This is a genomic window from Embleya sp. AB8 (genome assembly GCF_049739465.1).
GTDB lineage: Bacteria > Actinomycetota > Actinomycetes > Streptomycetales > Streptomycetaceae > Embleya.
The window spans coordinates 77661-103672 of the sequence record NZ_JBMHHY010000021.1; the positions used below are offsets into that span (position 1 = coordinate 77661).

The following is a 26012-nucleotide window of genomic DNA, read 5'->3' on the forward strand; positions in this document are numbered from 1 at the left end:
CGCCGGATCGCCCGCTCAGTCGGCGAACTCGTCCAGTACTTCCTGGAGCGTGTCGCGCACGCCCAGCACGTCGATCAGTCCCGTCATCCGCAACGTCGCACGCACGTTGCGGTCCGGGGCGGCCAGCCGCAGTTCGCCGGAGACGGCGTGCATCGACTTGAACGCGTCTATCAACACACCCAGGCCGACCGAGTCGCAGAAGTTCAGCCCGGTGGCGTCCACCACCACCCGACGACACCCACCGTCGATCAACTCGATCAGCGTGCGATGCAGCAACGGGGCGTTGTGCAGGTCCAATTCGCCGGCCAGGTGGACGACCGCACAACCGCGCCAGATCGTCACCCCGGTGACGGGATGTTCCTGCCCGAGGGTGCCCAAGCGCGCGATCATGGCTGCGACCTTTCACCGGCCGGACGTACCGCCGCGCCGATACGGCACTGGCAATGGGCATTGTGGGCCATCCGGCGTGGTGCCGGACAGCCCCTCAACGAGTCGTTTTTTGCGCGGTGGGCCGAACGGGTGGGTCTTGTCCGATTAAGGACCGGTTCCGTTCGCGCGCGGTCGACCGTGGTCGGCGATACCCCGTCACAGGAATGTGTGACCCTCGCCGCGATAGGTGGGCACGGTGCGTACGATACGATCCCCGTCCACCAGGTGCAGCGCGTCGAAGCGCTCGCACAGCTCACCGGCCTTGGCGTGGCGGAACCACACCGTGTCGCCGATCCGCAGATCGTCGGCCGCCGCGCCGCGCAGCGGGGTCTGCACCTCGCCCGCCGCCTCCTGCGCGTGGTACGACAGGCCCGCCGGCAGGTACGGCTGGGGCAGTCGGTCGGCCCCCGGCACCCCGGACGCGGGGTAGCCGCCGCCGAGTACGGTCACGCAGCCGTGTCCGGGGCGGCGCACCACGGGCAGCGCGAACAGCGCCGCCGGGCGCCCCCGGAAGGCGGTGTAGTGGTCGAACAGGCGCGGTTGGAACAGCCCCGAACCGGCCGCGACCTCGGTGATCGAGGACTCCGCGGCGGTGTGCTCCACACTGCCGGTGCCGCCGCCGTTGACGAACTCCAGCGGCCCGATCGTGGTCACCGCGCGGACGATCGCCGCGCGGCGGCACGCCAGTTCGGCGCCCGACCGGGCCTGCATCGCGCGCAACACCCGGGCGTAGAGTGCGCGGCCCGGCGGCGCGTCGCCGACACCGGCGATGTGCGCCTCGTAGGCCATCAGCCCCACCAGCCGAAACCCCGGCCGCCCGGTGACCGCCTCGGCCACCGCGGCCACCTGGTCCGGGGTGCGCAGCGGCGAGCGGTGCGCGCCGATGTGCACCCGGCCGCCGAACGGTTGCCAGGAGGTGTCGATGTCCACACACACCCGCAACTCGGCCCGGGGGTGTACGTCGGCGATCGCCCGGTCGATCAGGTCCAACTGCGCCGGGTCGTCGACCATGACCGTCACCCGCGCGGCGAGCGTGGCATCCGCCGCGAGTCGGCGATACGCCGCCCGGTCCGCCGAGGGGTAGGCGACCAGTACGTCGGTGACCCCCTCGCCGGCCAACCACAACCCCTCGGGCAGGGTGAAGGCCATCACGCCGCGGAAGCCGTCCAGTTCGAGCACCTCGCGCAGCAGCGGCAGGCAGCGCACCGACTTGCTGGCCACCCGCACCGGCGTGCCCGCCGCGCGCCGCACCAGATCCGCCGCGTTGGCCCGGAACGCGGCCAGGTCCACGATCGCGAACGGCGCGTCCAACTGCGCGGTGGCCCGGTCGTAGCGGGCCCGATCCGCGCTCGCGGTCGGCGTCGGAACGGGAGCGGACATGGGGGGCGCGGCGGTGAGAGGGGCCATTCCCGCAGCCTGCCAGATCGGCGTACCGACCGGTAGGACTCTCCGGGACGCAGGTCGGGCACATCCGCCGGGTCGCGCTGACGGTGCGTTAGCTTGACCGGATGAGTCACCCCGAGCGAGTGCGGGCGCTCGATCTGATCGACGGCGTCCTGGACCCGGGCAGCTTCCGTGCCTGGAACGATCCGCTGCCCACGCTCGCCGCCCCGGACCCGGACTACGCGGCCGAGTTGGCCGCGGCCCGGGCGCGGACCGGCCTGGACGAGGCGCTGGTCACCGGGGAGGGTCTGATCCACGGACGCCGGGTCGCGGTGGTCGCCTGCGAGTTCGACTTCCTGGCCGGCTCGATCGGCGTCGCGGGCGCGGAACGGCTGACCCGGGCGGTGGAGCGGGCCACCGCCGAGGGCCTACCGCTGGTCGCCTCGCCCACCTCCGGCGGCACCCGGATGCAGGAGGGCACGGTCGCCTTCCTCCAGATGGTCAAGATCTCCGCGGCGGTGGCCACGCACCGCGCCGCGGGTCTGCCGTACCTGGTCTACCTGCGCCACCCCACCACCGGCGGGGTGTTCGCCTCGTGGGGCTCGCTGGGCCATGTCACCGCCGCGCAACCGGGGGCGCTGATCGGGTTCCTGGGGCCGCGGGTCTACGAGGCGCTGCACGATCGCCCGTTCCCGGCCGGGGTCCAGGTCGCCGAGAACCTCTACGAGCACGGCCTGATCGACGCGGTGGTGCCGGCGGCGGAACTGCGCGAGGTGGTGATCAAGGTCCTCGACGTGCTCGATCCGGGGCCGGTGCCGACGGCGCCCGCGGTGTTGCCCGCCGCCGCGCCGCCGCCGGACGTGCCGGCCTGGACCTCGGTGCGGCGCTCGCGCGATCCGGGTCGGCCGGGGCTGCGCACGCTGCTGCGCTACGGGGCGCGGTCGGTGACGCCGCTGCGGGGGACCGGCGAGGGGGAGAGCGAACCGGCGCTGCGCCTGGTGCTGGCCCGGTTCGGGACCGGACCGGGTCCCGGCGCGCCGTGTGTGGTGCTGGGGCACGACCGCACGCGGCAGAGCGAACACGGGCCGTTCGGTCCGGCGGGGTTGCGGCAGGCGCGGCGGGGGATGCGGTTGGCCGCCGAGCTGGGGCTGCCGCTGGTGACCGTGGTGGACACCGCCGGTGCGGCGCTTTCGCGCGAGGCGGAGGAGGGCGGATTGGCCGGCGAGATCGCCCGCTGCCTGGCCGAGTTGGTGCTGTTGCCCGCGCCGACGGTGTGCCTGCTGCTCGGACAGGGGTCGGGCGGGGGCGCGCTCGCGCTGCTGCCGGCGGATCGGGTGATCTGCGCGCAGCACGGGTGGTTGTCGCCGCTGCCGCCGGAGGGCGCGGCGGCGATCCTGTACCGGAGCACCGAGCGCGCCGCGGAACTCGCCGGGCGGCAGCGGATTCGGGCCGCCGACCTGTACCGGGACGGGATCGTGGACCGGGTGGTGCCCGAGCAGCCGGACGCGGCGGCCGAACCCGAGGCGTTCGTGCGTCGGGTCGCGGCGGTCCTGGAGTACGAACTGACCGCGTTGCGGGTGCCGGCGGCCGAGGAGCGACTGGCCGCGCGAAGGGCGCGATATCGGCGTTTGGGCCTCTCCTGAGTGACCCGGCTGTCACTCGAATGGGTGAGTCCGCTGGGAGTCCCGGACGGCAAATCCCGCCGGTTCTACGCTGAACCCGGTTCGGGTACCGGACCGGCTACAGCCCGACCCGTCCGAGCACGGGCCAGGACGGGCCGGCTCGGCCCGGCACCTCGGCCGGCCGCCCGCCTCTCGGGCACGGTCCGACCGAGCCGGACCTCGGAAGGAGGTCGCGGGCCGGCAGGTGGTCGCCGACCCGCGACGCTCCCAACGGGGGCGGTTCCGTCGGGTCGAGGCGTCGTGCGGTGGGGAACGGCCGGGATGAGCGACGGGCGCCGCGCGCCGGACCCGCGACGACGCGGGCTCGCTCGGCTGCGACCGCGCCGTGGCCGGGGTGGGTGGCGGTGGGTGTGTCGGCTCGGCCGCGGGCCGGCTTTCGGGGGGCGGCGCGCGGGGTGTGTGGGCGGGGCGGTGGGGGCGTGCGGGGGGATGGTGTCGGTGGAGGCGGGGCTAGAGTCGGTGGGTGGATTTCAGCGGCAAGAGCATCCCGAACACCGGTTTCCCCGACGACGACGGCAGCGCGCATCCGGCGCTGGCCGAGGCCCTGGCGGCCCCGGAGGTGGACGACGAGGCGGTATCGCGGGCGCTGTGCGAGGCGCGTCTGCTGGTACCGGTCGTGGCGATCCTGACCGAGGAGGAGGACGTGGCGCCCGGGGAGTTGCGCCGGGAGAAGTCCAGCGACATGGCGGTGCCCACGATCCAGGGGCCGGACGGGCGACGGGCGTTGCCCGCGTTCACCTCGGTCGAGGCGTTGGCGCGGTGGCGCTCGGACGCGCGGCCGATTCCGGTCGAGGCCGCGCGCGCCGCGCACGCCGCGTACGCGGAGGAGGCGGACACGCTGTTGCTGGACCTGGCCGGGCCGCATCCGTACGAGGTGTCCGGTAGTCGGTTGCGGGCGGTGGCCGAGGGGCGCGTGCATGTTGCTCCGCATCGGGATCCGGAGATCCTTGGCGCGGTGCGGGAGGCGGTGCGGGTCGAGGGGGCGGTGTCGGCGGTCTACCTGACCGAGGGCGGCGGCAACGATCTGACCCTGAGTCTGGTGGCCGCGGCGCCGCCGATGGAGGTCACCGAGGCCGCGCGGCGGATCGTCGGGCGGTTGGCCGAGGACGACGTGGTTCGGGCGCGGCTGGATCGGGGGCTGGACCTGGCGATGCTGGCACCGGGCGCCTCGTTGGACGCGGAGCCGCTGTTCGTGCGGTAGGGGTGGGCCGGGGTTGCTCTTTGGCCGTCCTCAGGCGCCGGACGGGCTGGGTTTGCTTGGCCCGGGCTGGTGGGCTGCGGTCCCACGTGTCCTCAAACGCCGGACAGGCTGGTTTCGGCGGCCCGCGTTGGTTGTCCTCAAACGCCGGACAGGCTGGTTTCGGCGGCCCGCGTTGGTTGTCCTCAAACGCCGGACGGGCTGGATTGGTCTGGCCTGGGCTGGTGGGCTGCGGTTTCGCGTGTCCTCAAACGCCGGACGGGCTGGTTTCGGTGGCCCGGGTCGGTTGTCCTCAAACGCCGGACGGGCTGGGTTTGCCTGGCCTGGGCTGGTGGGCTGCGGTCCTACGTGTCCTCAAACGCCGGACGGGCTGGATTTGCCTGGCCCGGGCTGGTGGGCTGCGGTCCGCGTGTTCTTGGGCGCCGGGCGGGCTGGGTTTCCTGGCCTGGCTGGTGGGCTGCGGTCCGCGTGTTCTTGGGCGCCGGGCGGGCTGGGTTTCCTGGCCTGGCTGGTGGGCCGCGGTCCACGTGTTCTCGGGCGCCGGGCGGGCTGGGTTTCCTGATCCGGGTGGTGGGCTGCGGTCCGTGTCTCCTCGGATGCCGGACGGGCTGGGCTCCCTGGCCTGGGGTGGCGGGCTGCGGTCCGCGTGTTTTCGGGCGCCGGGCGGGCCGGGTTGCTTGGTTCGGGGGCGGTGGGCTGCGGTCCCGGTGTGCTCAAGCGTCGGGCGGCCGGATTTGGCTGGATGCGGGGTGTGCTCGGCTGGGGGCGTTTGGGGGGCCGGGTCGGCCGGCCCCCTTGGGCCTATGCGTAGACCGGGCCGGTCAGGTTTTCGCCGGGGCCCTTGCCGGCTTGGTCGGGGTAGGTGGAGGCCTCTCGGAAGGCCAGTTGCAGGGTTTTCAGGCCGTCGCGCAGGGGGGCCGCGTGGTGGGAGCCGATTTCCGGGGCGGCCGAGGTGACCAGGCCGGCCAGGGCGGTGATCAGCTTGCGGGCCTCGTCGAGGTCTTTGTGCGCCTCGCCGTCCTCGGCCAGGCCGAGTTTGACCGCCGCGGCGCTCATCAGGTGCACGGACAGCGTGGTGATGACCTCGACGGCCGGCACGTCCGCGATGTCGCGGGTCAGCACCTCGACATCGTCGGCTCGGCCGGGTGAAATGGGTGGGGCGCTCTCGCTCATGTGCCCAGTCTCGGGTATGCCCCGGAATCGGGGAACAACGGGGCCCTTCGGCATGTTCGAGCCAGTGGTAGAGTGGTGTATCGACCGACCGGGCATCTGCATGCCCGGCCTGCAAGCGGAGGCTCCGTCTCCCACCCGATCGACCTCACGGACGACGGGTACCGGTCCGGTGCGACGCACTTCGTGTGCGTCCGTTCCACGTTTGCCACCCCGAGGGTGGCTTCGTCAGCCGGTGGTGGAGCCTCGCATGCAACCGTGCGAGGCTTTTTCGCGTTGTCTGGATGGCTCCGTGAAGGCCTGGCCCGGGGGAAGTCACACCGAGACACATGTGGCCGCTTCGCCCGCGGTCGCTTCAGGTATGAGGAGGCCCCATCAGCGCCGAGCCCCGCATCAACGACCGGATTCGCGTCCCCGAGGTGCGACTCGTTGGTCCTGGCGGCGAGCAGGTCGGAATCGTCCCGCTGGCCAAGGCCATGGAACTTGCCCAGGAGTACGACCTCGACCTCGTCGAGGTCGCGGCCAACGCCCGGCCGCCGGTCTGCAAGCTCATGGACTACGGCAAGTTCAAGTACGAGTCGGCCATGAAGGCCCGTGAAGCGCGCAAGAACCAGGCGCACACGGTCATCAAGGAGATGAAGCTCCGGCCGAAGATCGACCCGCACGACTACGACACCAAGAAGGGTCACGTCGAGCGGTTCCTGAAGCAGGGCGACAAGGTCAAGATCACGATCATGTTCCGTGGTCGCGAGCAGTCTCGGCCCGAACTGGGCTACCGACTGCTGCAGCGCCTCGCGACGGACGTCCAGGACCTCGGGTTCATCGAGTCGAACCCGAAGCAGGACGGCCGCAACATGATCATGGTTCTCGGCCCGCACAAGAAGAAGACCGAGGCCATGGCCGAGGCTCGCGAGGCCCAGGCGGCTCGCAAGGACGCGCGCCGTGTGGCCGTCGAGGCCGGGGACGATCACCCCGACGAGACGGACGCTCCCGAGGCCACTCTGGCCGAGGCCGCTCCGGCAGCCGAGGCCCCCGTCGCGAGCGACGCGGAGCCGAAGGCCGAAGAGCAGGTCTGACCCGGAACGGGTCGCCCCGCGCCCGATTTGCAAACACACCTGTGCCTGCCCGGTCTCATGCCGGGCGGGTACGGCACGACGAGGAGACTGCGGCGACATGCCGAAGAACAAGACCCACAGCGGTGCCAGCAAGCGCTTCCGTATCACCGGCTCCGGCAAGGTGCTGCGCCAGCGTGCGGGTCGCCGTCACCTTCTCGAACACAAGCCCTCGACGGTGACCCGGCGCCTCGCCGGTGTCGTCGAGGTGGCCCCGGCCGACGCCAAGAAGATCAAGAAGCTGCTCAAGAAGTAGTTCGGCAGCAAGTCGTCGCACCGGCTGACGAGAACCCACCGGTCGGCGACCGGCGACGGTCCCAGACTTACCCGGGCCGCGGTCGACACACCGCGGTCTGACATCAAGGAGTTCATCAAGTGGCACGCGTCAAGCGGTCAGTCAACGCCCACAAGAAGCGCCGCGTCATCCTCGAGCGGGCGTCCGGCTACCGCGGCCAGCGGTCCCGTCTGTACAGGAAGGCCAAGGAGCAGGTCACCCACTCCATGGTCTACAACTACAACGACCGCAAGAAGCGGAAGGGGGACTTCCGTCAGCTGTGGATCCAGCGCATCAATGCCGCTGCCCGCCTGAACGGGATGACCTACAACCGCTTCGTGCAGGGCCTCAAGGCCGCCGGTGTGGAGATCGACCGCAAGATGCTCGCCGAGCTCGCGGTCAACGACGCCCCGGCGTTCGCCGCCCTCGTCGAGGTGGCGCAGAAGGCCCTCCCGGCCGATGTCAACGCGAAGAAGGAAGACGCCGCGGCCTGATCGTCGACTTGCGTCGTCGATGTGTCGCAGTGATTCCTCTGTCGTTACAGGCCGAGAAGCGCCGAGAAGCAAAGAACGGTAACGCGATGGCGAGCCCCGAGCTGACCTCCACCCGATCACCACGAGTGGCGGCGGCCCGGCGGCTCGCCAAACGCGCTTTCCGGGCCCGGGAGCGGCTGTTCCTGGCCGAGGGGCCGCAGGCGGTCCGCGAGGCGGTGGCGCTGCCGGGCACGCTGCGTGAGCTGTACATCACGCCCGAGGTCGCCGAGCGCTACCCCGATCTGGTCACCGGCGCATATGACGCCCGGGTCCCGGTGTTCACCGCCACCGACGAGGTGGTCGCGGCGATCAGCCAGACCGTCACTCCGCAGGGTGTGGTCGCGCTGTGCCGGTTCGTGGACGTACCGCTGGCGCAGGCGATGGCCGCGCGGCCGGCCCTGGTCGCGGTGTTGGCGAACGTACGCGATCCCGGCAACGCGGGCACCGTGTTGCGCGCGGCGGACGCGGCCGGCGCCGAGGCGGTCGTGCTCACCGACGCCTCGGTGGACCCGTACAACCCCAAGGCCGTGCGCGCCTCGGTGGGCAGCCTCTTTCATCTCCCTGTCGTCACCGGCGCCCGGATCGAGGACACCGTCGCCGCGTTGCGCGCCGCCGGATTGCGGATTCTGGCCGCCGACGGCGCCGGGGACGCCGACCTGGACGACGAGTTGGACGTGGGCGGGCTGAGCGGGCCCACCGCGTGGATCTTCGGCAACGAGGCGTGGGGATTGCCCGCGGAGACCCGGGCTTTGGCGGATGCCGTGGTCCGGGTGCCGATCCACGGGCGGGCCGAGAGTTTGAACCTGGCGACCGCGGCGGCCGTGTGTCTGTACGCGTCCGCCCGCGCGCAGCGCGGATCCGGGGGCTGCCGCTCCGGCGCGCGAAGCGAGCGATGAGCCCGTCGTACCCGGCTTGACCACGGGCTGCGGGGAACGGGTCGGTTGCGTTCGGCGCACCCCGGACGGCACGCTGCGCGTTGGGATAGTGTGTCCGGCCCGGAACTCCCTCGGGCCCGAAACGGGAAGGGGGCCGATGGACGCCGACATGCTGCCCGACGGCCTGGTGGTCGCGGACGAGAGCGGCACGGTGGTCACGTTCAACACCGCCGCCGCCCGGATCACCGGGACGCGTCCCGAGGACGCGCTCGGCAAACACATCGCGGACGCGCTGCCGCTGGAGGATCTCGACGGCCGGCGCTGGTGGGTGTGCACCGACCCGTACGGGGGCCCGGCCATCCGGACCCGGCAACCCGAGCGCAATCTGCTGCTCGCCGGGCGGGAGATCCTGGTCACCGCGACCTATGTGCGCGCCGACGGCCCGCGCGGCCCGCTGAGCAAACTTGTGGTGTCGCTGCGCTGCACCGACGCGCGTAGGCGAATCGAGCGCGGCCACTCCGATCTGATCGCCACCGTCGCGCACGAACTGCGTTCGCCGCTCACCTCGGTCAAGGGCTTCACCGCGACGCTGCTGGCCAAGTGGGAGCGGTTCACCGACGAGCAGAAGCGGCTGATGCTGGAGACCGTCGACGCGGACGCGGACCGGGTCACCCGGCTGATCACCGAACTTCTGGACATCTCCCGGATCGACGCCGGCCGGCTGCAACTGAACCGGCAGGTCGTGGACATGGAGGAGGCGGTCCACCGGCACCTGCGCGCGATGGAGTGCAACGGGCTGCCGGACGAGCGGTTCGTGGTGGTGGTCGACGGGCCGCTGCCGAGCATGTGGCTGGACCCGGACAAGCTGGACCAGATCCTGGGCAACCTGCTGGAAAACGCGGTGCGCCACGGCGCCGGAACGGTCACCATCGAGATGCGCGCGGTCTCCATCGGGGCCGCGCCCGGTGCGCACGGAACGGAGATCACGGTGAGCGACGAGGGCCCGGGCATCCCGGACGAGCTCCTCGATCGTGTCTTCACCCGTTTCTGGCGCGGCAACCGCCGCGGTGGTACCGGCCTGGGGCTCTACATCGTCAAGGGCCTGGTCCAGGCACACGCGGGCAACATCGGCGTGGAGCGCGCCGAGTGCGGCGGGGCCCGATTTCGATTTACCCTGCCGGCCGCGATGCCGGACGTCCTGATGTAGGTATGACGGACGCTCCACCCACGTCGTCGCGGTCCGGCCTATGACCCGCACGCCCATCGGGCGTCAGTAAACTCGGAGCGCGGACGTCGTAGGACGTCATTGCCGCCTCCACCACCGGCGGATCCCCCACAGGAGCACTGGACACAGATGTCGGCACCGAACAAGTCGTACGACCCGGTCGAGGTCGAGGCGTTGAAACCAGAGGAAGTCGAGCGGGCCCGCGACGCGGCGCTCGCGGCGGTGGCCGCCGCCGGCGACCTCGCCGAGTTGCAGGAGGCCAAGGTCGCGCACACCGGCGACCGCTCGCCGCTCGCGCTCGCCAACCGCGAGATCGGCGCCCTCCCGCCGCAGGCCAAGGCCGAGGCCGGCAAGCGTGTCGGGCAGGCGCGCGGCGCGGTCAAGCAGGCGCTCGAGCGGCGGCAGGTCGAGCTGGAGGCCGAGCGTGACGCCCGGGTCCTGGTCGAGGAGGCGGTCGACGTCACGCTGCCGTGGGACCGCGCCCCGCGCGGCGCCCGGCATCCGCTGACCACGCTGTCCGAGCGGATCGAGGATCTGTTCGTCGCGATGGGCTACGAGGTCGCCGAGGGCCCGCAGGTCGAGGCCGAGTGGTACAACTTCGACGCGCTCAACATCCTGCCGGACCACCCCGCGCGGACCATGCAGGACACCTTCTTCGTGCGTGCCGAGGACGGCTCCGCGGACTCCGGCGTGGTGCTGCGCACGCACACCTCGCCGGTGCAGATCCGCACCATGCTGACCCGGACCCCGCCGATCTACGTGATCTGCCCGGGGCGGGTCTACCGCACCGACGAACTCGACGCGACGCACACCCCGGTGTTCGGCCAGATCGAGGGCCTGGCCGTGGACAAGGGCCTGACCATGGGCGACCTCAAGGGCACCCTGGACCACTTCGTCGAGGCGATGTTCGGCGAGGGCATCGTGACCCGGCTGCGCCCGTCGTACTTCCCCTTCACCGAGCCGTCCGCCGAGCTCGACCTCAAGTGCTTCGTCTGCCGGGGCGCGTCGGTGGGCGACCCGGAGCATCCGTGCCGGACCTGCCGGTCCGAGGGCTGGATCGAATGGGGTGGTTGCGGCATGGTCAACCCGCGCGTGCTGATCGCGTGCGGCATCGACCCCGAGGTGTACAGCGGTTTCGCGTTCGGCGTGGGCCTGGAGCGCGCGCTGATGTTCCGGCACAACGTCGAGGACATGCGAGACATGGTCGAGGGTGACGTCCGGTTCACCCTTCCGTTCGGGATGGAGATCTGATGCGGGTCCCGCTTTCCTGGCTGCGGGAGTACGTCGATCTCCCCGCCGGCGAGTCCGGGCGCGACGTCGCCGACAAGCTCGTGGCGCTCGGCCTCGAGGTCGAGACGGTCGAGCAGCTCGGCGCGGACCTCAAGGGTCCGCTCGTGGTCGGACAGGTCCTGGAGATCGAGGAACTGGCGGGCTTCAAGAAGCCGATCCGGTTCTGCCGGGTCGACGTGGGCGATGCCAACGGCACCGGTGAGCCGCAGGAGATCGTCTGCGGCGCGCGCAACTTCGAGGTCGGCGACAAGGTCGTGGTGATCCTGCCGGGCGGCGTGTTGCCCGGTCCGTTCGAGATCGCCGAGCGCAAGACGTACGGCCGGGTCTCGCGCGGGATGATCTGCTCGGCCCGCGAACTGGGCATGGGCGACGACCACGACGGCATCATCGTGCTGCCGATCGAGGCGCAGATCGGCGCGGACGCGATCGAGTTGCTCGGCCTGGTCGACGAGGTGCTCGACATCGCGGTGACCCCGGACCGGGGCTACTGCCTGTCGATGCGCGGCGTGGCCCGCGAGGCGGCGATCGCCTACGGGCAGCCGCTGCGCGACCCGGCGCTGCTCGATGTGCCGGACGCCAACTCGTACGGCTATCCGGTGCTGGTCGAGGACCCGGCCGGTTGTGACCGCTTCGTCGCGCGCACCGTGGTCGGCATCGACCCCGAGGCGCCGTCGCCGCTGTGGTTGCAGCGGCGGGTGCAGATGAGCGGCATGCGGCCGATCTCGCTGGTCGTGGACGTCACCAACTATGTGATGCTCGAACTGGGCCAGCCGCTGCACGCCTACGACCGGGCGCTGCTGCAGGGTTCGATCGTGGTGCGCCGGGCGCGGGCGGGCGAGACGTTGACCACGCTGGATGACGTCGAGCGGACGTTGGACCCGGAGGATCTGCTGATCTGTGACAACCGCGGGCCGATCGGGCTCGCGGGGGTGATGGGCGGGGAGAGCACCGAGATCGGCGCGGACACCGCCGACATCGTGATCGAGGCCGCGCACTTCGACCCGATCGCGATCGCCCGCACCGCGCGCCGGCACAAGCTGGGTTCGGAGGCGTCGCGCCGGTTCGAGCGTGGCGTGGACCCGGAGGCGGCTCGGGCCGCGGCGCAGCGTGCGGTGGACCTGCTGGCCGCGCTCGGCGGCGAGCGGGCGCAGGCCGAGGCGGGTGTGACCGAGGTGGACGCGCCGCGCGAGGTGGTGCGGATCGTGCTCGCGGCGGACCACGCGGCGAAGGTCGCGGGGGTCCCGTACACCCGCGAGACGGTCGCCCAGCGGTTGCAGGAGGTGGGCTGCTCGGTCGAGGGCATCGACGAGTTGACCGTGCTGCCGCCGACCTGGCGGCCGGACCTGACCGACCCGAACGACCTGGCCGAAGAGGTCATCCGGTTGGAGGGCTACGAGCAGGTGCCCTCGACGTTGCCCCAGGTGCCGGCCGGTCGCGGGCTGACCGCCGACCAGCGGCGTCGGCGGCGGCTCGGACGGGCGCTGGCCGGTGCGGGTTACACCGAGGTGCTCAACTACCCGTTCCTGGGGCAGAGCGCGTTCGACGAGCTCGGGCTGGCTGCGGACGACGCGCGGCGGCGCACCGTGGTGCTGGTCAATCCGATCTCCGAGGAGGAGCCGGCGCTGCGTACCACGCTGTTGCCGGGGCTGCTCGGGACGTTGCGGCGCAACCTCGGCCGGGGCAACGGCGATCTGGCGCTGTTCGAGTCGGGTGTGGTGTTCCGGCCGAACGTGTCCACCCCGCCGGCCCCGCAGCTCGCCGTGGACCGGCGGCCGACCGAGGACGAACTGGCCGCGCTGGCCGCGGCGTTGCCGCAGCAGCCGCAGCGGGTGGCGGTCGTGTTGGCCGGGGAGCGCGAGCACTCCGGCTGGTGGGGCAAGGGCCGGCCGCAGTGCTGGGCGGACGCGGTCGAGGCCGCGCGTGTGGTCGCGGACGCGGCGGGCGTTGAACTGACGGTGCGTCAGGATCAGCACGAGCCGTGGCATCCCGGGCGCTGCGCGGCGCTCGTGGTGACCGCGCCGGACGGCACCGAGCGGGTCGTCGGGCACGCGGGTGAACTGCATCCGCGGGTGCTCAAGACGCTGCACCTGCCGGAGCGGGTCGGTGCGATGGAGCTGGACCTGGATCTGCTGACCGCCGATCTGGACGGGGAACACCTGCCGCAGGCCGGGCACATCTCGTCCTACCCGGTGGCCACGCAGGACGTCGCGCTGGTCGTGGACGGGTCGGTGCCGGCGGCGCGCGTGCAGGCGGCGTTGGTCGACGGGGCCGGGGAACTGCTGGAGTCGGTGCGGCTGTTCGACGTCTACACCGGGTCGCAGGTCGCCGAGGGCAGTAAGTCGCTGGCCTACGCGCTGCGGTTCCGGGCGGCGGATCGCACGTTGACGGTCGAGGAGGCGACGGCGGCGCGGGACGCGGCGGTCGCGCTTGCGGCGGAGCGGACCGGGGCGGTGCTGCGAGGGGCGTGATGGGGCGTCTTCGGCGTCTTTTGGTGCCTTTAGGGCCTTTAGGGCCTTTAGTGGTGAACGTGTGGGGCCGCACATCCTTTTGGGTGTGCGGCCCCACACGTTCTCGGGCGTGTGGGTTCGGCGTGCGGGTTCAGGGCCGCGGGAGGACGCCTGGGGCGGGGGCGGGGGCGTCGGTGCCGCAGATTTCCTTGGCGGCGGCCACCGGGTCGTTGGGGAAGCGGAAGGACGTGCGGTCGACGGCGCCGAGGAGGTTGGTGGTGAAGCGGCTCCAGGTCATGGGGGCGCGGACCGAGTCACGGAGTTCCTTCAGTTTGCCGCTGTTGGTGTTGCCGCAGGTCAGGGCGTAGCGGGCGGCGGCGACCCGGATCGGGTCGATCCCGGGGGGCAGTGGGGCGGCCGGGTCGGCGTATTCGGCGAGTACCCAGGCCGGGTCGAGCTGCTTCTCGTGGCCGGGGCGGCCCCTGGCGGTGAGTCGGATGTGCGCGGCCAGCGGGTAGGCCAGGCCCAGTTCGTCGAGCGAGACGCCGGTCAGGGGGGCGGCGACGCCGTTTACGCCCAGGGAGTTCGAGATGGCCACGATCGGGGTGGGCAGGTCCGGGCGCAGCGGGACGACGAAGGAGTGGGCCGCGGTACGGGCGACCAGGGTGTGTCGGTAGGCCGGGCGCGGGCCGCGGATCGACACCGCGAAGTCGGGGGAGTGGTTGATGAAGGCGTCGGCGGTGACGGGGTTGGCCACGCCCATGACGGTGGTGTAGAAGCCGCGCTCGTCGGCGATGCCCTGCGGGCCGATGAGGGCGTAGGGGACGCGGAAGGTGGTCGCGCAGAGCACGGCCCAGGCGGCGAGGGCGGTGACGGCGGGCACGGCGAGCCGGTTCGCGGGGATCAGGAGGATTGGGAGGAGGAGGACGAACAGGCCGGGGAGGAGCATGCGGGCGTGCATGAAGTCGCCGCCGACGCGGATCACGTAGAGGAGCATGGCCGACCCGCAGAGGGTGGGGACGGCGAAGACGGTGATTCGGGTTCGGGCGGCTCGGTCGATGGCGCGTGGGTGAAGGCCGCCGTTGGGTGCCCGCGTGCGCAGGCGTAGGGCGAGGGTGGTTGCGCCGACGGCGGTGAGGATCAGGGTCGGGAGCCATAGGTGGTAGGGGTCGGTGAGGTCGCGGAGGTAGGTCCAGCCTCTGGGCCAGTCGGCGGCGGAGGCTTCCTTGGTGACGGCGGGGAGGGGGAGGAGGACGCCGTAGTAGCCCATCCGGAAGATCTCGTAGGCGAGGGGGATGGCGCCCGCGGCGGCCAGGAGGGTGGCGGCACGTCGGGGGCGTGGCGGGTGGATGATCGCCAGGGCGGCCAGGAAGCCGAGGGTGGCGATGGTCAGGTCGGGGCGGACCATCGGGCCGAGGCCGGCGAGCAGGGCCAGCGCGTGGGCGGTACGGGCGCGCGGGTCGTGCGGGAGGCGGACCAGGAGCCACCAGCAGCCGGCGGTCCACAGTGTGGTGAGGCCGGTTTCCAGGCCGGAGGTGGCGAAGTCCCAGACCGGGGGCAGCGCGAGCAGGACGAGGGCGCCGCAGGGGAGGAGGAGGTTGGTTCGGGGCTGGGGCTGGGGCTGGGGCTGGGGCTGGGGCTGGGGCTGGGGCTGGGGTCGGGGTCGGGGTTGGGGTTGGGGTTGGGTTTCGGGTTTGGGTGAATGTTTGGGTGAATGCAGTCGGCGGGTGGCGTCGGTGGCCAGGAACCAGCCGATGACGGTGCACAACAGGCCGAGGCGGACCGCGAGGGGTGCGGGTTCCTGGCCGGTGAGTTTGGTTGCGGCGACCAGGAGCCACTGCCAGAGGGTGCTGGTGGTGGCCTCGGCGCGGTCGCCGGGGTTGAATACCGGGCCGTGGCCGGCCAGGATCTGGCGTACCGGGCGGGTGAAGATCAGGCCGTCGTCGGACATCCAGCTGCGCCGGCCGCCGAGGACGGCGATGAACACCGCGGGCAGCAGCACCATTGCGAGGTTCCAGCGTGCGACCGGGCGGCTTCGTGGGGCGTGGGTGCGGGCGGGGCCGGCCGGGTCGGTGGGCGAGGGTCCCTGCTCGGGCAGTGTGCTGGTCAGGGTCATCGTCGGCGGGCTCCGGGTGGGCCGGGCGAGGTCGTGGGTCGCGCCGGGCACGCACCTCATAGGGTGGCGACATGAGTACTTATGTGATCACTGGCGCGGGCAGCGGTATCGGTGCGGAGATCGCCCGGCAGTTGCGTGAGCAGGGCCACGACCTGGTCGCGATCGTACGTTCGCAGCGGCGCGCCGAGGCGTTGGCGGGGCCGGGAGTGCGCACGGTGATCGCCGATTTGGAGCAGCCGGAGACGATCGCGGCGGCGTTGGCGCCGTTGGTCGACGAGACGTTCGCGGGGCTGGTGCACAGTGCGGGGGTCGCCGAGCTGGGCACGGTGGCGGAGACGGCGGCGGCCGTGTGGTCGCGCACGCTGAGCGTCAATGTGGTCGCGGTGGCGGAGGTCACACGGGTGTTGTTGCCGGCGTTGCGGCGGGGGCGCGGTGATTTGGTGTTGCTCAACAGCGGGGCGGGGCTGCGGGCGAGCGCGGGGTGGGCGGCCTATGCGGCGAGCAAGCACGCGTTGAAGGCGCTGGCGGACGCGTTGCGGGAGGAGGAGCCGGAGTTGCGGGTGACGAGTGTGTATCCGGGGCGGACGGCTACGGCGATGCAGCGGGCGGTGCGGGAGCAGGAGGGTGGGGCTTTCGAGACTTCGCGGTACAGCGATCCCGGGACGGTGGCGGGGGTCGTGGTGTCGGCGCTGTTGCTTCCGGGGGATTCGCGGATCAACGACGTGACGGTGCGGTCGAAGGGGTGAGGGGGTTGGTCCTCAGTCGCCGGACGGGCTGATTTTGGTTGCGTTGGGCTTGGTCGCTGCGGGTTGGTGGTGGGCGGCTTGGGTGTCCTCAAACGCCGGACGGGCTGAGTTTGGTTGCCTCGGGGTTTGGTGGTTGCGGGTTGGTGGTGGGCGGCTTGGGTGTCCTCAAACGCCGGACGGGCTGAGTTTGGTTGCCTCGGGGTTTGGTGGTTGCGGGTTGGTGGTGGGCGGCTTGGGTGTCCTCAAACGCCGGACGGGCTGAGTTTGGTTGCCTCGGGGCTTGGTGGTTGCGGGTTGGTGGTGGGCGGCTTGGGCGTCCTCAAGCGCCGGACGGGCTGGGGTGGTTGGCCCGGGCTTGGTGGTTGTGGGTTGCCGGTTAGTGGTTCGGGGTGTCCTGGGGGAGGACGTGGGGGGCCAGGACGTCTACGCCGCAGATTTCTTTTGCCGCCGTTACCGGGTTGTTGGGGAAGCGGAATTCGGTGCGGGAGAAGGCGCCGGTGAAGTTTTTCTTGAAGCGGGACCAGGACATGGGTTCTTGGACCGAGTCTTGGAGTTCCTTCAGTTTGCCGCTGTTGGTGTTGCCGCAGGTCAGGGCGTAGCGGGCGGCCTTTACCCGGATCGGGTCGATGCCTGGGGGGAGGATGGCGTCGGGGGCCGCGTATTGGGCGAAGACCCAGGCGATGTCGATTTCCTTTTCGTGGCCCGGGCGGCCTCGGGTGGTGAGTTCGACGTGTGCGGCCAGCGGATAGGCCAGGCCCAGGATGTCGACGGAGACGCCGTCGAGGGGGGTGTTGGCGCCGTTCATGCCCAGGTTGGTCCAGACCGTGGCGACCGGGGCGGGGACGTTCGGGTTGAGCGGCGTGACGTAGAAGCTGTCGTACCAGGGGTAGACGATCACGTGCCTTTGGTCGGCGCGGGCGGCCTGGGCGGCGGCGGGGAAGCGTGGGTAGTTGGCCACGTAGGAGTACGCGGTGACCGGGTTGGCGACCTTGAGCGCGCCGATGTAGAAGGCACGTTCGTCGGCGATGCCCTTGGGGCCGATGCCGTCGTAGGGGACGCGGAAGGCGATCGCGCAGACCACGGCCCAGGCGGTCAGGGCGGTGACGGCGGGCACGGCGAGCCGGTTCGCGGGGATCAGCAGGATTGGGAGCAGGAGGACGAACAGGCCCGGGAGGAGCATGCGGGCGTGCATGAAGTCGCCGCCGACGCGGATCACGTAGAGGAGCATGGCCGACCCGCAGAGGGTGGGGACGGCGAAGACGGTGATTCGGGTCCAGGCGGCTCGGTCGATGGCGCGTGGGTGTAGGCCGTTGGGTGCCCGTGTGCGTACGCGTAGGGCGAGGGCGGTCGCGCCGCAGGCGGCCAGCACGGCGAACGGGATCCACAGGTGGTACGGGCCGGTCAGGTCGCGGACGTAGTCCCAGCCTCTGGGCCAGTCGGCGGCGGAGGCTTCCTTGGTGACGGCGGGGAGGGGGAGGAGGACGCCGTAGTAGCCCATCCGGAAGATCTCGTAGGCGAGGGGGATGGCGCCCGCGGTGGCCAGCAGGGCGGTGGCGTGGAGGGGTCTCGGGCGGCGGATGACGGCGAGGGCGGCCAGGAAGCCGAGGGTGGCGATGGCCAGGTCGGGGCGCACCATCGGGCCCAGTCCGGCGAGCAGGGCCAGGGAGTAGCCGACTCGGGCGCGTGGGTCGTACGGGAGGCGGACCAGGAGCCACCAGCAGCCGGCGGTCCACAGTGTGGTGAGGCCGGTTTCCAGGCCGGAGGTGGCGAAGTCCCAGACCGGGGGCAGCGCGAGCAGGGTGATCACGCCGAGGGGGACCAGGTAGGGCGCCTCGGCGGTGGTGGTGCGGGTGTACAGCCGGCGGGTGGCGTGCAGGGCCAGGGCGTAGCCGAGGACGGTGCACAGCAGGCCGAGGTAGACGGCGAGCCGGCCGACGTCGCTTTGGGTGATCCACGAGGCAAGGACCAGGAGCCACTGCCACAGTGTGCTGGTGGAGGACTCGGCGCGTTCGCCCACGTTGAACACGGGGCCGTGGCCGGCCAGGATCTGCCGCACGGTGCGGGTGAAGATCAGGCCGTCGTCGCTGATCCAGCGTCGATGCCAGCCCAGGATCAGCACGATCAGTGCGGGCAGCAGCACCATCGCGGTGTTCCAGCGGGCGACGCCGCGCGGGCGCGGGCCGTTCGCCGGGGGATCGGCCCGTCGCCCGGAGCGCGAGCGCCCGGACAGCACACTCACGAGGCTCATGGTTCGTTGACTCCAGTCGGGGCGGGCGGGCCGTCCACACCATAACCACTGATGATCGCCTGCCGGGCCGATGGCGGGCTCAGGAGGGGGAGCAGAATTTCTTCTCGGCCTCGATCGGATTGGCGGGGATCCGCAGGTTGGTCCGATCCACGGCACCGGTCAGGTTCTTCCAGAAGCGCGACGCGGACATCGGCTCGGTGACCGAGTCGACCAGCTCCTTGAGATCGCCACATTGCAGCGCGGCCCGGGCGGCCCGGATCTGCGCGGCGGGCGCGGCCTCCTCGGGGACCAGCGCGTCGGCGGCGGGGTCGACGTAGAGCGCGACGTTCCAGGCGAAGGGGAGCAGCTTCTTGTGGCCGGCGGCGACGTGCGCGGTCTCGGTGATGTGTGCGCCGACGGTGTTGGACAGGCCCCACACGTCGACCACGATGCCACCGAGCGGGGTGATCGCGCCGCCCACCCCGAGTCGGCCGATCACCAGACCCCGGTCGTAGGGCAGGTCGCGGCGCAGCGGTAGCGGCGGGAGTTGCTTGATGTAGTTCGGGTCCACGAACAACAAACGCTCTCCGGTCGCCTTTTCGTGACGGAAGGCCTCTTCTATGGTCGGCAGCGTGCGGATGTGCGCGGCCTCGGTGGTGGGGTTGTCGGTTCGGGTCCAGGCCGCGTAGGTGTCGCGTTCGTTCCAGACCTGGTTGCCGTGGCCGTCCGGGGCGGGTGTGGTGAACACGCCCGAGCGCAGGGTGCTGCCGCAGACCACGGCCCATACCGCGACCAGCACGATGGCCGGGGTGACCAGTCGGTCCAGCGGCGCGAGCAGCAGCGGGAGCAGTACCAGGAGCAGTACGGGCAGCCACATCCGGCCGTGCATGAAGTCGCCGCCGACCTTGAGCACGTAGACGGTCTGGCCGAGCGCCGCGACCAGCGGGGCGGCGATGACGATCCAGGTGCGGTGGTCGGCCGGGCGGCGTCGGGTGAGCGCGAGGGCGACCGCGACCAGGATCAGGATCATCGGGATCCACAGGTAGTACGGCCGCATGTAGTCGGTCAGGTAGTCCCAACCGCGGCCCCACAGGGATCCGGATGCCTCCTTGGTGAGTGCGGGCATCGGGAAGATCAGGCCGTAGTAGCCGAGCCGGAAGATCTCGTACGCGGCGGGCAGCAGGCCCGCGCAGACCAGCATCAGCAGGGCCTTGGGCCAGCGGGCCTTGATCAGCAGGAACTGGGCCAGGAGCAGGACCGCCATGGTCAGGCCCAGGTCCGGGCGGACCAGCGGGCCCAGGCCGAACCAGAAGGAGACGGCGAGGGTGCGGCGGGTGGTGTGGGTGCCGACCGGGTGCAGCCAGGTGCCGACCAGGAGCCACCAGGACAGGCCGATCCAGAACAGGATCAGGCCGGTCTCCATGCCGGCGGTGGCGAAGTCCCACACGGACGGGACGGCGATGAACACGAGTACGCCGGCGGGCAGCAGCAGTCGGGTGACCGCCATGCCGCGGAAGAGTCGCCGGGTGCCGTCCAGGGACAACCACAGGCCGGCGACGGCCAGGACCAGGCCGGTGTAGACGGCGGTGGGCGCGTAGTCGAACGGGGTGATCGCGCCGAGCAGCGTCAGCAGCCACTGCCACAGGGTGCTGGTGGAGGTCTCCACGCGTTCGCCGACGCTGTAGACGGGTCCGTTGCCGGCCAGGATCTCGCGTACCGCGCGGGTGAAGATCAGGCCGTCGTCGGTGATCCAGCGCTGGTGCCAGCCCATCACCGCGAACACCAGGGTCGGCAGTCCCAGGGCGAGCAGGTCCGGCAGCGGGACGTGCGGGCGCCGACGGGGGGCCGAGGGGTGGCTGGGCGCGTCGGGAGGGTTCGTGGTGTCCGTCGCGCCGGCCGGGTGCGGCTCGCCGGTGGGGGCCGACGGGTCCGGGTCGGCGGCGGGCGAGGCGTCGGCGGGCCCGGAGGTGCCGGGGGGAGAGGTCACGTGGTCTCGTTCGTTTCCTGGGCGGGGGCGGCCCGCCGTCTGCTGCGCGTCGGTGCCGTCCCGCCGGCGGTCGACCGCCCCGATGGGGGCGCGTATCCGAAGTCGGCTGATCCTAACGCACCGCGCATGCGCCCTTCTGGGGTGGAGGGCGACGCGTCAGGCTTGGCCGCGGCGGCCCGGGACGACTCCCGAATCGGTCGTTACGGAACGTACTTGCATATAGATTCGATCTTCCGTATAGTCATGCTTCTCACGAGGAGGCGGTAATGGGGGCCAAGGCGGCACTGGCCGGGGCGAGCGGTTACGCGGGCGGGGAGATCCTGCGCCTGCTGCTCGCACACCCGGAGATCGAGATCGGCACGCTCACGGCGGGGTCCAACGCGGGCCGACGCCTGGGCGAGCTCCAGCCGCACCTGCTGCCGCTGGCCGATCGGGTTCTCGCCGAGACCACGGCGGAGAACCTCGCGGGGCACGACGTGGTCTTCCTCGCCCTGCCGCACGGACAGTCCGGCGCGCTCGCCGCGCAGCTGGGCGCGGACGTGCTCGTGGTGGACTGCGGTGCGGATTATCGGCTCCGGAAGGCGGCGGACTGGGAGGAGTTCTACGGATCCTCCCATGCCGGGACATGGCCGTACGGACTGCCCGAGCTGCCGGGCGGCCGGGCCGCGCTGGCCGGCACCCGGCGGATCGCGGTGCCCGGGTGCTACCCGACCGTGTCGCTGCTGTGCACGGTGCCCGCGCTGGCCGCCGGCCTGGTCGAGCCGGACTGGGTCGTGGTCGCCGCCTCCGGCACCTCCGGCGCGGGCAAGGCGCCCAAGCCGCACCTGCTCGGCAGCGAGGTGATGGGCTCCGCGAGCGCCTACGGCGTCGGCGGCGTGCATCGGCACACCCCGGAGATCCTGCAGGGGCTGCGCGCGGTCACCGACGACGAGGTCACGGTGTCCTTCACGCCGACCCTGGTGCCGATGTCGCGCGGCATCCTGGCCACCTGCACGGCCAGACTCAAGCCGGGCGTCGGCGCCGAGACGGTGCGCGCCGCCTATGCCGCGGCCTACGCCGACGAGCCTTTCGTACACCTGCTGGCCCAGGGCCAGTGGCCCGCGACTGCCATGGTCTACGGCGCGAACACCGCCGTGTTGCAGGTCACCGTCGACGAGCGGGCCGGCCGGGTCGTCGTGGTCGGCGCGATCGACAACCTCGCCAAGGGCACCGCCGGCGGCGCGATCCAGAGCACCAACATCGCCCTCGGGCTGGCCGAGGACCTGGGACTGAGCAAGACGGGGGTAGCACCGTGAGCGTCACCGCGGCACAGGGATTCCGGGCCTCGGGCGTGGCCGCCGGGCTCAAGAGCACCGGTCTGCCGGACGTGGCCCTGGTGGTCAACGACGGCCCCTCGATCGCCGGGGCGGCGGTGTTCACCTCGAACCGGGTCAAGGCGGCGCCGGTGGTGTGGTCCGAGCAGGTGGTCAAGGCCGGGCAGGTGCAGGCGGTGGTGCTCAACTCCGGCGGCGCCAACGCGTGCACCGGCAGCGAGGGCTTTCGCAACACGCACGCCACCGCCGAGAAGGTGGCCGAGCTGCTCGGGCTCAACGCGGGCGAGATCGTGGTGGCCTCCACCGGCCTGATCGGCCTGCAACTGCCGATGGACAAGCTGCTGCCGGGCGTGGACAAGGCGGTCGCGGCGCTGCGCCCGGACGGCGGCGAGGACGCGGCGATCGCGATCAAGACCACCGACACGGTGCACAAGCAGGCCGCGGTCACCGACCCGGCGGGCTGGACGGTCGGCGGCATGGCCAAGGGCGCGGGCATGCTCGCCCCCGGCCTGGCCACCATGCTGGTCGTGCTCACCACGGATGCCGTGGTGCACGCCGAGACGCTGGACGCGGTGCTGCGCGGCGCCACGCACACCACGTTCGACCGGATCGACTCCGACGGCTGTATGTCCACCAACGACACGGTGCTGCTGATGGCCTCCGGCGCCTCCGGCATCGAGCCCGACCTCGCCGTGTTCGCCGAGGCCGTGCGCACCGTCAGCGGCGACCTGGCGCGGCAGCTGATCGGCGACGCGGAGGGCGCGAGCAAGGACATCCGGATCGACGTGGTGGGCGCCGCCGACGAGGCGGACGCGCTCGAGGTGGCCCGCTCGATCGCCCGGAACAACCTGTTCAAGTGCGCGGTGCACGGCGAGGACGCGAACTGGGGTCGGGTGCTCTCCGCGATCGGCACCACCGCCGCCGCGTTCGACCCCGATTGGCTCGACGTCGCGTTCAACGGCGTGTGGGTGTGCCGGGACGGCTTCGTGGGCGAGGACCGCGAACTGGTCGACATGAGCCCGCGCGAGACGCATATCGTGGCGAATCTGAACGCGGGCGAGGCCGCCGTGACCGTATGGACCAACGACCTCACGGCCGACTACGTCCACGAGAACTCGGCCTACTCGTCATGACCGTCACCGACAGCACGACGAGGGGGAGCGGGATGCAGACGGAATCGGTCGGCAAACAGGGGCGCAACAACGCGGCACTGACCAAGGCGCGCACGCTGATCGAGGCGCTGCCGTGGTTGGCGCGCTTCTACGGCAAGACCGTGGTGATCAAGTTCGGCGGCAACGCCATGGTCGACGACGCGCTCAAGCGGGCCTTCGCCCAGGACCTGGTCTTCCTGCGGTTCGCCGGGCTTCGTCCGGTGATCGTGCACGGCGGCGGCCCGCAGATCAGCGCCCAGCTCGACCGGCTCGGCATCGAGTCCTCGTTCGCGGGCGGCCTGCGGGTGACCACGCCCGAGGCGATGGACGTGGTGCGCATGGTGTTGGCCGGCCAGGTGCAGCGGGAGATCGTCGGGCTGATCAACCAGCACGGCCCGTTCGCCGTCGGGATGACCGGCGAGGACGCGCACACGATGACCGCGGAGAAGCGGCACGCGATCGTCGACGGCGAGGCGATCGACATCGGCCTGGTCGGCGACATCGTCGAGGTCGACCCGGGCGCGATCAAGGCGCTGCTGCACGACAACCGCATACCGGTGATCTCCTCGATCGCGCGCGGCGCCGACGGGCACGTCTACAACGTCAACGCGGACACCGCCGCCTCGGCGCTCGCAGTCGCGCTCGGCGCGGAGAAGCTGGTGGTGCTCACCGACGTCGAGGGGCTCTATGCCGACTGGCCGGTCAGCGACGAGGTGATATCGCGCCTGGACGCCGAGGAGTTGGCGGCGCTGCTGCCGACGTTGTCCACCGGCATGTTGCCCAAGATGGAGGCGTGCCTGCGGGCCGTGCAGGCCGGCGTGCCCGCCGCACATGTCCTGGACGGGCGGGTGGCGCACTCGCTGCTGCTCGAGGTGTTCACCGACGAGGGGATCGGGACCATGGTGGTCCCGGCCCGGGGCAAGTCCGGCGCGTTCGCCGAAGCCGGCCACGACGACCACGACGACCACGACGACCACGCGGAGGGGGCGGCATGACGATCACCGGAACCGGTGCGCTGACGCAGCGGTGGAACCAGTCGCTGATGAACAACTACGGCACACCCGCGATCGAACTGGCCAGTGGTTCCGGCGCCCACGTCGTGGACACCGCCGGCAACACCTACGTCGACTTCCTCGGCGGCATCGCGGTCAACTCGCTCGGCCACGCGCACCCGGCGATCGCCGCCGCGGTCACCGCGCAGCTGGGCCGGCTGGGCCACGTGTCCAACCTCTACATCGCCGAACCGCCGGTCGCCCTCGCGGAGCGGCTGCTCGCCCTGTTCGGCCGCCCCGGCCGGGTCTACTTCGGCAACTCGGGCGCCGAGGCCAACGAGGCCGCGTTCAAGCTCGCCCGGCGCACCGGCCGGCCGCAGCTCATCGCCGCCGAGGGCAGCTTCCACGGGCGCACCATGGGCGCGCTCGCGATGACCGGACAGCCCGTCAAGCGCGAGCCGTTCGCCCCGCTGCCCGGCGGGGTGGACTTCGTGCCCTACGGCGACATCGAGGCGCTGCGCGCCGCGGTCGGCCCGCAGACCGCGGCGGTGATCCTGGAACCCATCCAGGGCGAGAGCGGCGTGGTCACCCCGACCGAGGGCTACCTGGTCGCGGCCCGGGAGATCACCGCCGCGCACGGCGCGTTGCTGATCCTGGACGAGATCCAGACCGGGATCGCCCGCACCGGCACGTGGTTCGCACACCAGCCGCTGGGCATCGAGCCGGACGTGGTCACCCTGGCCAAGGGCCTGGGCGGCGGGCTGCCGATCGGGGCCTGTGTCGCCTTCGGCGCGGCGGCCGAGCTGTTCCAACCGGGCCAACACGGCGCCACGTTCGGCGGCAACCCGGTGTGCTGCGCCGCGGCGCTCGCGGTCCTGGACACCATCGAGAACGACGACCTGTGCACCCGTTCGGCCCGCCTGGGCGAGCGGTTGCGCACCGGCATCGAGAAGATCGCCCATCCGCTGGTCGAGCAGGTGAGCGGAGCGGGCCTGTTGATCGGTATCGTGCTCACCGCACCGGTGGCGCAGGCCGTGCAAAAGGCGGCGCAGGACGCGGGCTTCCTCGTCAACGCCGCCGTGCCCACCCGGGTCAGACTCGCCCCGCCGCTCGTCGTCGACGACGCGGACGTGGACGCGCTGCTCGGGGCCCTGCCCGCCATCCTGGACGCCGGCCTCGCCGCCGCACCCGCCGGAGGAACACCGTGACCCAGATCCGACGACGAGTCCGAGGTTAGGCGAGGTCGTCCCATGAGCAGCGAGCAGAGCAGCGAAGCGACCCCGGCCGAGGGCGTATACGCGGTGCCCAGCACCCGGATCGCCCGGCACCGGCGGATCGTCGACATCCTGACCCGGCACCGGGTCCGGTCGCAGAACCAACTCGCCCGACTGCTCGCCGAGGACGGCCTCGCCGTCACCCAGGCCACGCTCTCCCGGGACCTCGACGAGCTCGGCGCGGTGAAGATCCGCGACGGCGAGGGCTCGCTGATCTACGCCGTACCGGCGGAGGGCGGCGACCGCACCCCCCGCGCGCCGCTCGAGGAGTCCGCGGTCGAGGGCCGGCTCTCGCGCCTGGCCGGCGAACTGCTCGTGTCGGCCGAGGCGTCGGGCAACCTCGTGGTGGTGCGCACACCGCCCGGGGCGGCCCAGTTCCTGGCCTCGGCCATGGACCACGCCGACTCCCGACTGATCCTGGGCACCATCGCCGGCGACGACACCATCCTGATGGTCTCGCGAGACCCCGAGGGCGGCGCGGCACTGGCCGCCCACCTCCTGGCCCTCGCCGAACACAAGGGATAGCCGGGGCAGACCCGGCGGCACACACTTTCGTACCCCGCTAGAGCGCTCGGCTCGGGCGAACCA

General features: G+C 71.8%; 21 protein-coding genes. 15 read left to right on the top strand and 6 right to left on the bottom strand.

Annotation, left to right across the window (positions count from 1 at the left end; all coding sequences use genetic code 11):
• Positions 1-15: 15 nt before the first annotated feature.
• The gene (locus ABIA38_RS29340) at positions 16-390 is read right to left on the bottom strand and encodes an STAS domain-containing protein (RefSeq protein ID WP_424641875.1); all 375 of its coding nucleotides are present in this window, start codon (positions 388-390) and stop codon (positions 16-18) included.
• 195 nt (positions 391-585) lie between these two features.
• The gene (locus ABIA38_RS29345; protein WP_424641876.1) at positions 586-1836 is read right to left on the bottom strand and encodes an amino acid deaminase/aldolase; all 1251 of its coding nucleotides are present in this window, start codon (positions 1834-1836) and stop codon (positions 586-588) included.
• Positions 1837-1937: 101 nt separating this feature from the next.
• On the opposite strand from ABIA38_RS29345, the gene ABIA38_RS29350 reads away from it, so the two are divergent.
• Together ABIA38_RS29350 and ABIA38_RS29355 are read left to right on the top strand one after the other, a co-directional pair.
• Positions 1938-3455, top strand: a complete 1518-nt coding sequence (locus tag ABIA38_RS29350) for a carboxyl transferase domain-containing protein (RefSeq protein ID WP_424641877.1) — start codon at positions 1938-1940, stop codon at positions 3453-3455.
• A 502-nt stretch (positions 3456-3957) separates the two neighbouring features.
• On the top strand, positions 3958-4695 hold the full coding sequence (locus tag ABIA38_RS29355) for an SseB family protein (protein ID WP_424641878.1): 738 nt from the start codon (positions 3958-3960) through the stop codon (positions 4693-4695).
• A 798-nt stretch (positions 4696-5493) separates the two neighbouring features.
• Here the strand turns inward: ABIA38_RS29355 and ABIA38_RS29360 are convergent.
• Positions 5494-5865, bottom strand: coding sequence for a DUF1844 domain-containing protein (locus ABIA38_RS29360; RefSeq protein ID WP_424641879.1), 372 nt, complete (start codon positions 5863-5865; stop codon positions 5494-5496).
• Positions 5866-6236: 371 nt separating this feature from the next.
• On the opposite strand from ABIA38_RS29360, the gene infC reads away from it, so the two are divergent.
• The 7 genes from infC (at position 6237) to pheT (ending at position 13639) form a co-directional block, all read left to right on the top strand.
• On the top strand, positions 6237-6938 hold the full coding sequence (gene infC, locus ABIA38_RS29365; RefSeq protein WP_424641960.1) for a translation initiation factor IF-3: 702 nt from the start codon (positions 6237-6239) through the stop codon (positions 6936-6938).
• Positions 6939-7035: 97 nt separating this feature from the next.
• Positions 7036-7230, top strand: coding sequence for a 50S ribosomal protein L35 (rpmI, locus tag ABIA38_RS29370; protein WP_020552014.1), 195 nt, complete (start codon positions 7036-7038; stop codon positions 7228-7230).
• 119 nt (positions 7231-7349) lie between these two features.
• Complete coding sequence (gene rplT / locus ABIA38_RS29375; RefSeq protein ID WP_020552013.1) at positions 7350-7742, top strand: 50S ribosomal protein L20; 393 nt, start codon at positions 7350-7352, stop codon at positions 7740-7742.
• Positions 7743-7828: 86 nt separating this feature from the next.
• On the top strand, positions 7829-8677 hold the full coding sequence (locus ABIA38_RS29380) for a TrmH family RNA methyltransferase (RefSeq protein WP_424641880.1): 849 nt from the start codon (positions 7829-7831) through the stop codon (positions 8675-8677).
• Between the two features lie 136 nt (positions 8678-8813).
• A complete protein-coding gene (locus ABIA38_RS29385) occupies positions 8814-9863 on the top strand; it encodes an ATP-binding protein (protein WP_424641881.1) in 1050 nt (349 codons plus the stop codon).
• Positions 9864-10010: 147 nt separating this feature from the next.
• Entirely contained in the window at positions 10011-11132 is a 1122-nt protein-coding gene (gene pheS / locus ABIA38_RS29390) for a phenylalanine--tRNA ligase subunit alpha (protein ID WP_424641882.1), read from the top strand.
• Positions 11132-13639: a phenylalanine--tRNA ligase subunit beta gene (pheT, locus tag ABIA38_RS29395; RefSeq protein WP_424641883.1), complete on the top strand. Its 2508-nt coding sequence runs from the start codon at positions 11132-11134 to the stop codon at positions 13637-13639. Before pheS ends, pheT begins: the two co-directional genes overlap by 1 nt.
• A 130-nt stretch (positions 13640-13769) precedes the next feature.
• Here the strand turns inward: pheT and ABIA38_RS29400 are convergent, their stop codons facing one another.
• Positions 13770-15785 (bottom strand): hypothetical protein, encoded by a 2016-nt coding sequence (locus ABIA38_RS29400; RefSeq protein WP_424641884.1) that lies wholly within the window; start codon positions 15783-15785, stop codon positions 13770-13772.
• Between the two features lie 20 nt (positions 15786-15805).
• On the opposite strand from ABIA38_RS29400, the gene ABIA38_RS29405 reads away from it, so the two are divergent.
• Positions 15806-16480 (top strand): SDR family oxidoreductase, encoded by a 675-nt coding sequence (locus ABIA38_RS29405; protein ID WP_424641885.1) that lies wholly within the window; start codon positions 15806-15808, stop codon positions 16478-16480.
• A gap of 376 nt (positions 16481-16856) precedes the next feature.
• Here the strand turns inward: ABIA38_RS29405 and ABIA38_RS29410 are convergent, their stop codons facing one another.
• Together ABIA38_RS29410 and ABIA38_RS29415 are read right to left on the bottom strand one after the other, a co-directional pair.
• Positions 16857-18728 carry a hypothetical protein gene (locus tag ABIA38_RS29410; protein ID WP_424641886.1) on the bottom strand — a complete coding sequence of 624 codons (1872 nt, stop codon included), beginning with the start codon at positions 18726-18728 and terminating at the stop codon, positions 16857-16859.
• 79 nt (positions 18729-18807) lie between these two features.
• On the bottom strand, positions 18808-20694 hold the full coding sequence (locus ABIA38_RS29415; protein WP_424641887.1) for a hypothetical protein: 1887 nt from the start codon (positions 20692-20694) through the stop codon (positions 18808-18810).
• 266 nt (positions 20695-20960) lie between these two features.
• On the opposite strand from ABIA38_RS29415, the gene argC reads away from it, so the two are divergent.
• The 5 genes from argC to ABIA38_RS29440 are packed head-to-tail and all read left to right on the top strand — an operon-like array spanning position 20961 to position 25949.
• On the top strand, positions 20961-21989 hold the full coding sequence (gene argC / locus ABIA38_RS29420) for an N-acetyl-gamma-glutamyl-phosphate reductase (protein ID WP_424641888.1): 1029 nt from the start codon (positions 20961-20963) through the stop codon (positions 21987-21989).
• Positions 21986-23140 carry a bifunctional glutamate N-acetyltransferase/amino-acid acetyltransferase ArgJ gene (gene argJ / locus ABIA38_RS29425; RefSeq protein ID WP_424641889.1) on the top strand — a complete coding sequence of 385 codons (1155 nt, stop codon included), beginning with the start codon at positions 21986-21988 and terminating at the stop codon, positions 23138-23140. Before argC ends, argJ begins: the two co-directional genes overlap by 4 nt.
• Before the next feature lie 32 nt (positions 23141-23172).
• Positions 23173-24153, top strand: coding sequence for an acetylglutamate kinase (gene argB / locus ABIA38_RS29430; RefSeq protein ID WP_424641890.1), 981 nt, complete (start codon positions 23173-23175; stop codon positions 24151-24153).
• Positions 24150-25358: an acetylornithine transaminase gene (locus ABIA38_RS29435; RefSeq protein ID WP_424641891.1), complete on the top strand. Its 1209-nt coding sequence runs from the start codon at positions 24150-24152 to the stop codon at positions 25356-25358. The genes argB and ABIA38_RS29435 overlap by 4 nt, the downstream gene beginning before the upstream one ends.
• A gap of 42 nt (positions 25359-25400) precedes the next feature.
• Positions 25401-25949, top strand: a complete 549-nt coding sequence (locus ABIA38_RS29440) for an arginine repressor (protein ID WP_424641892.1) — start codon at positions 25401-25403, stop codon at positions 25947-25949.
• Positions 25950-26012 lie beyond the last annotated feature (63 nt).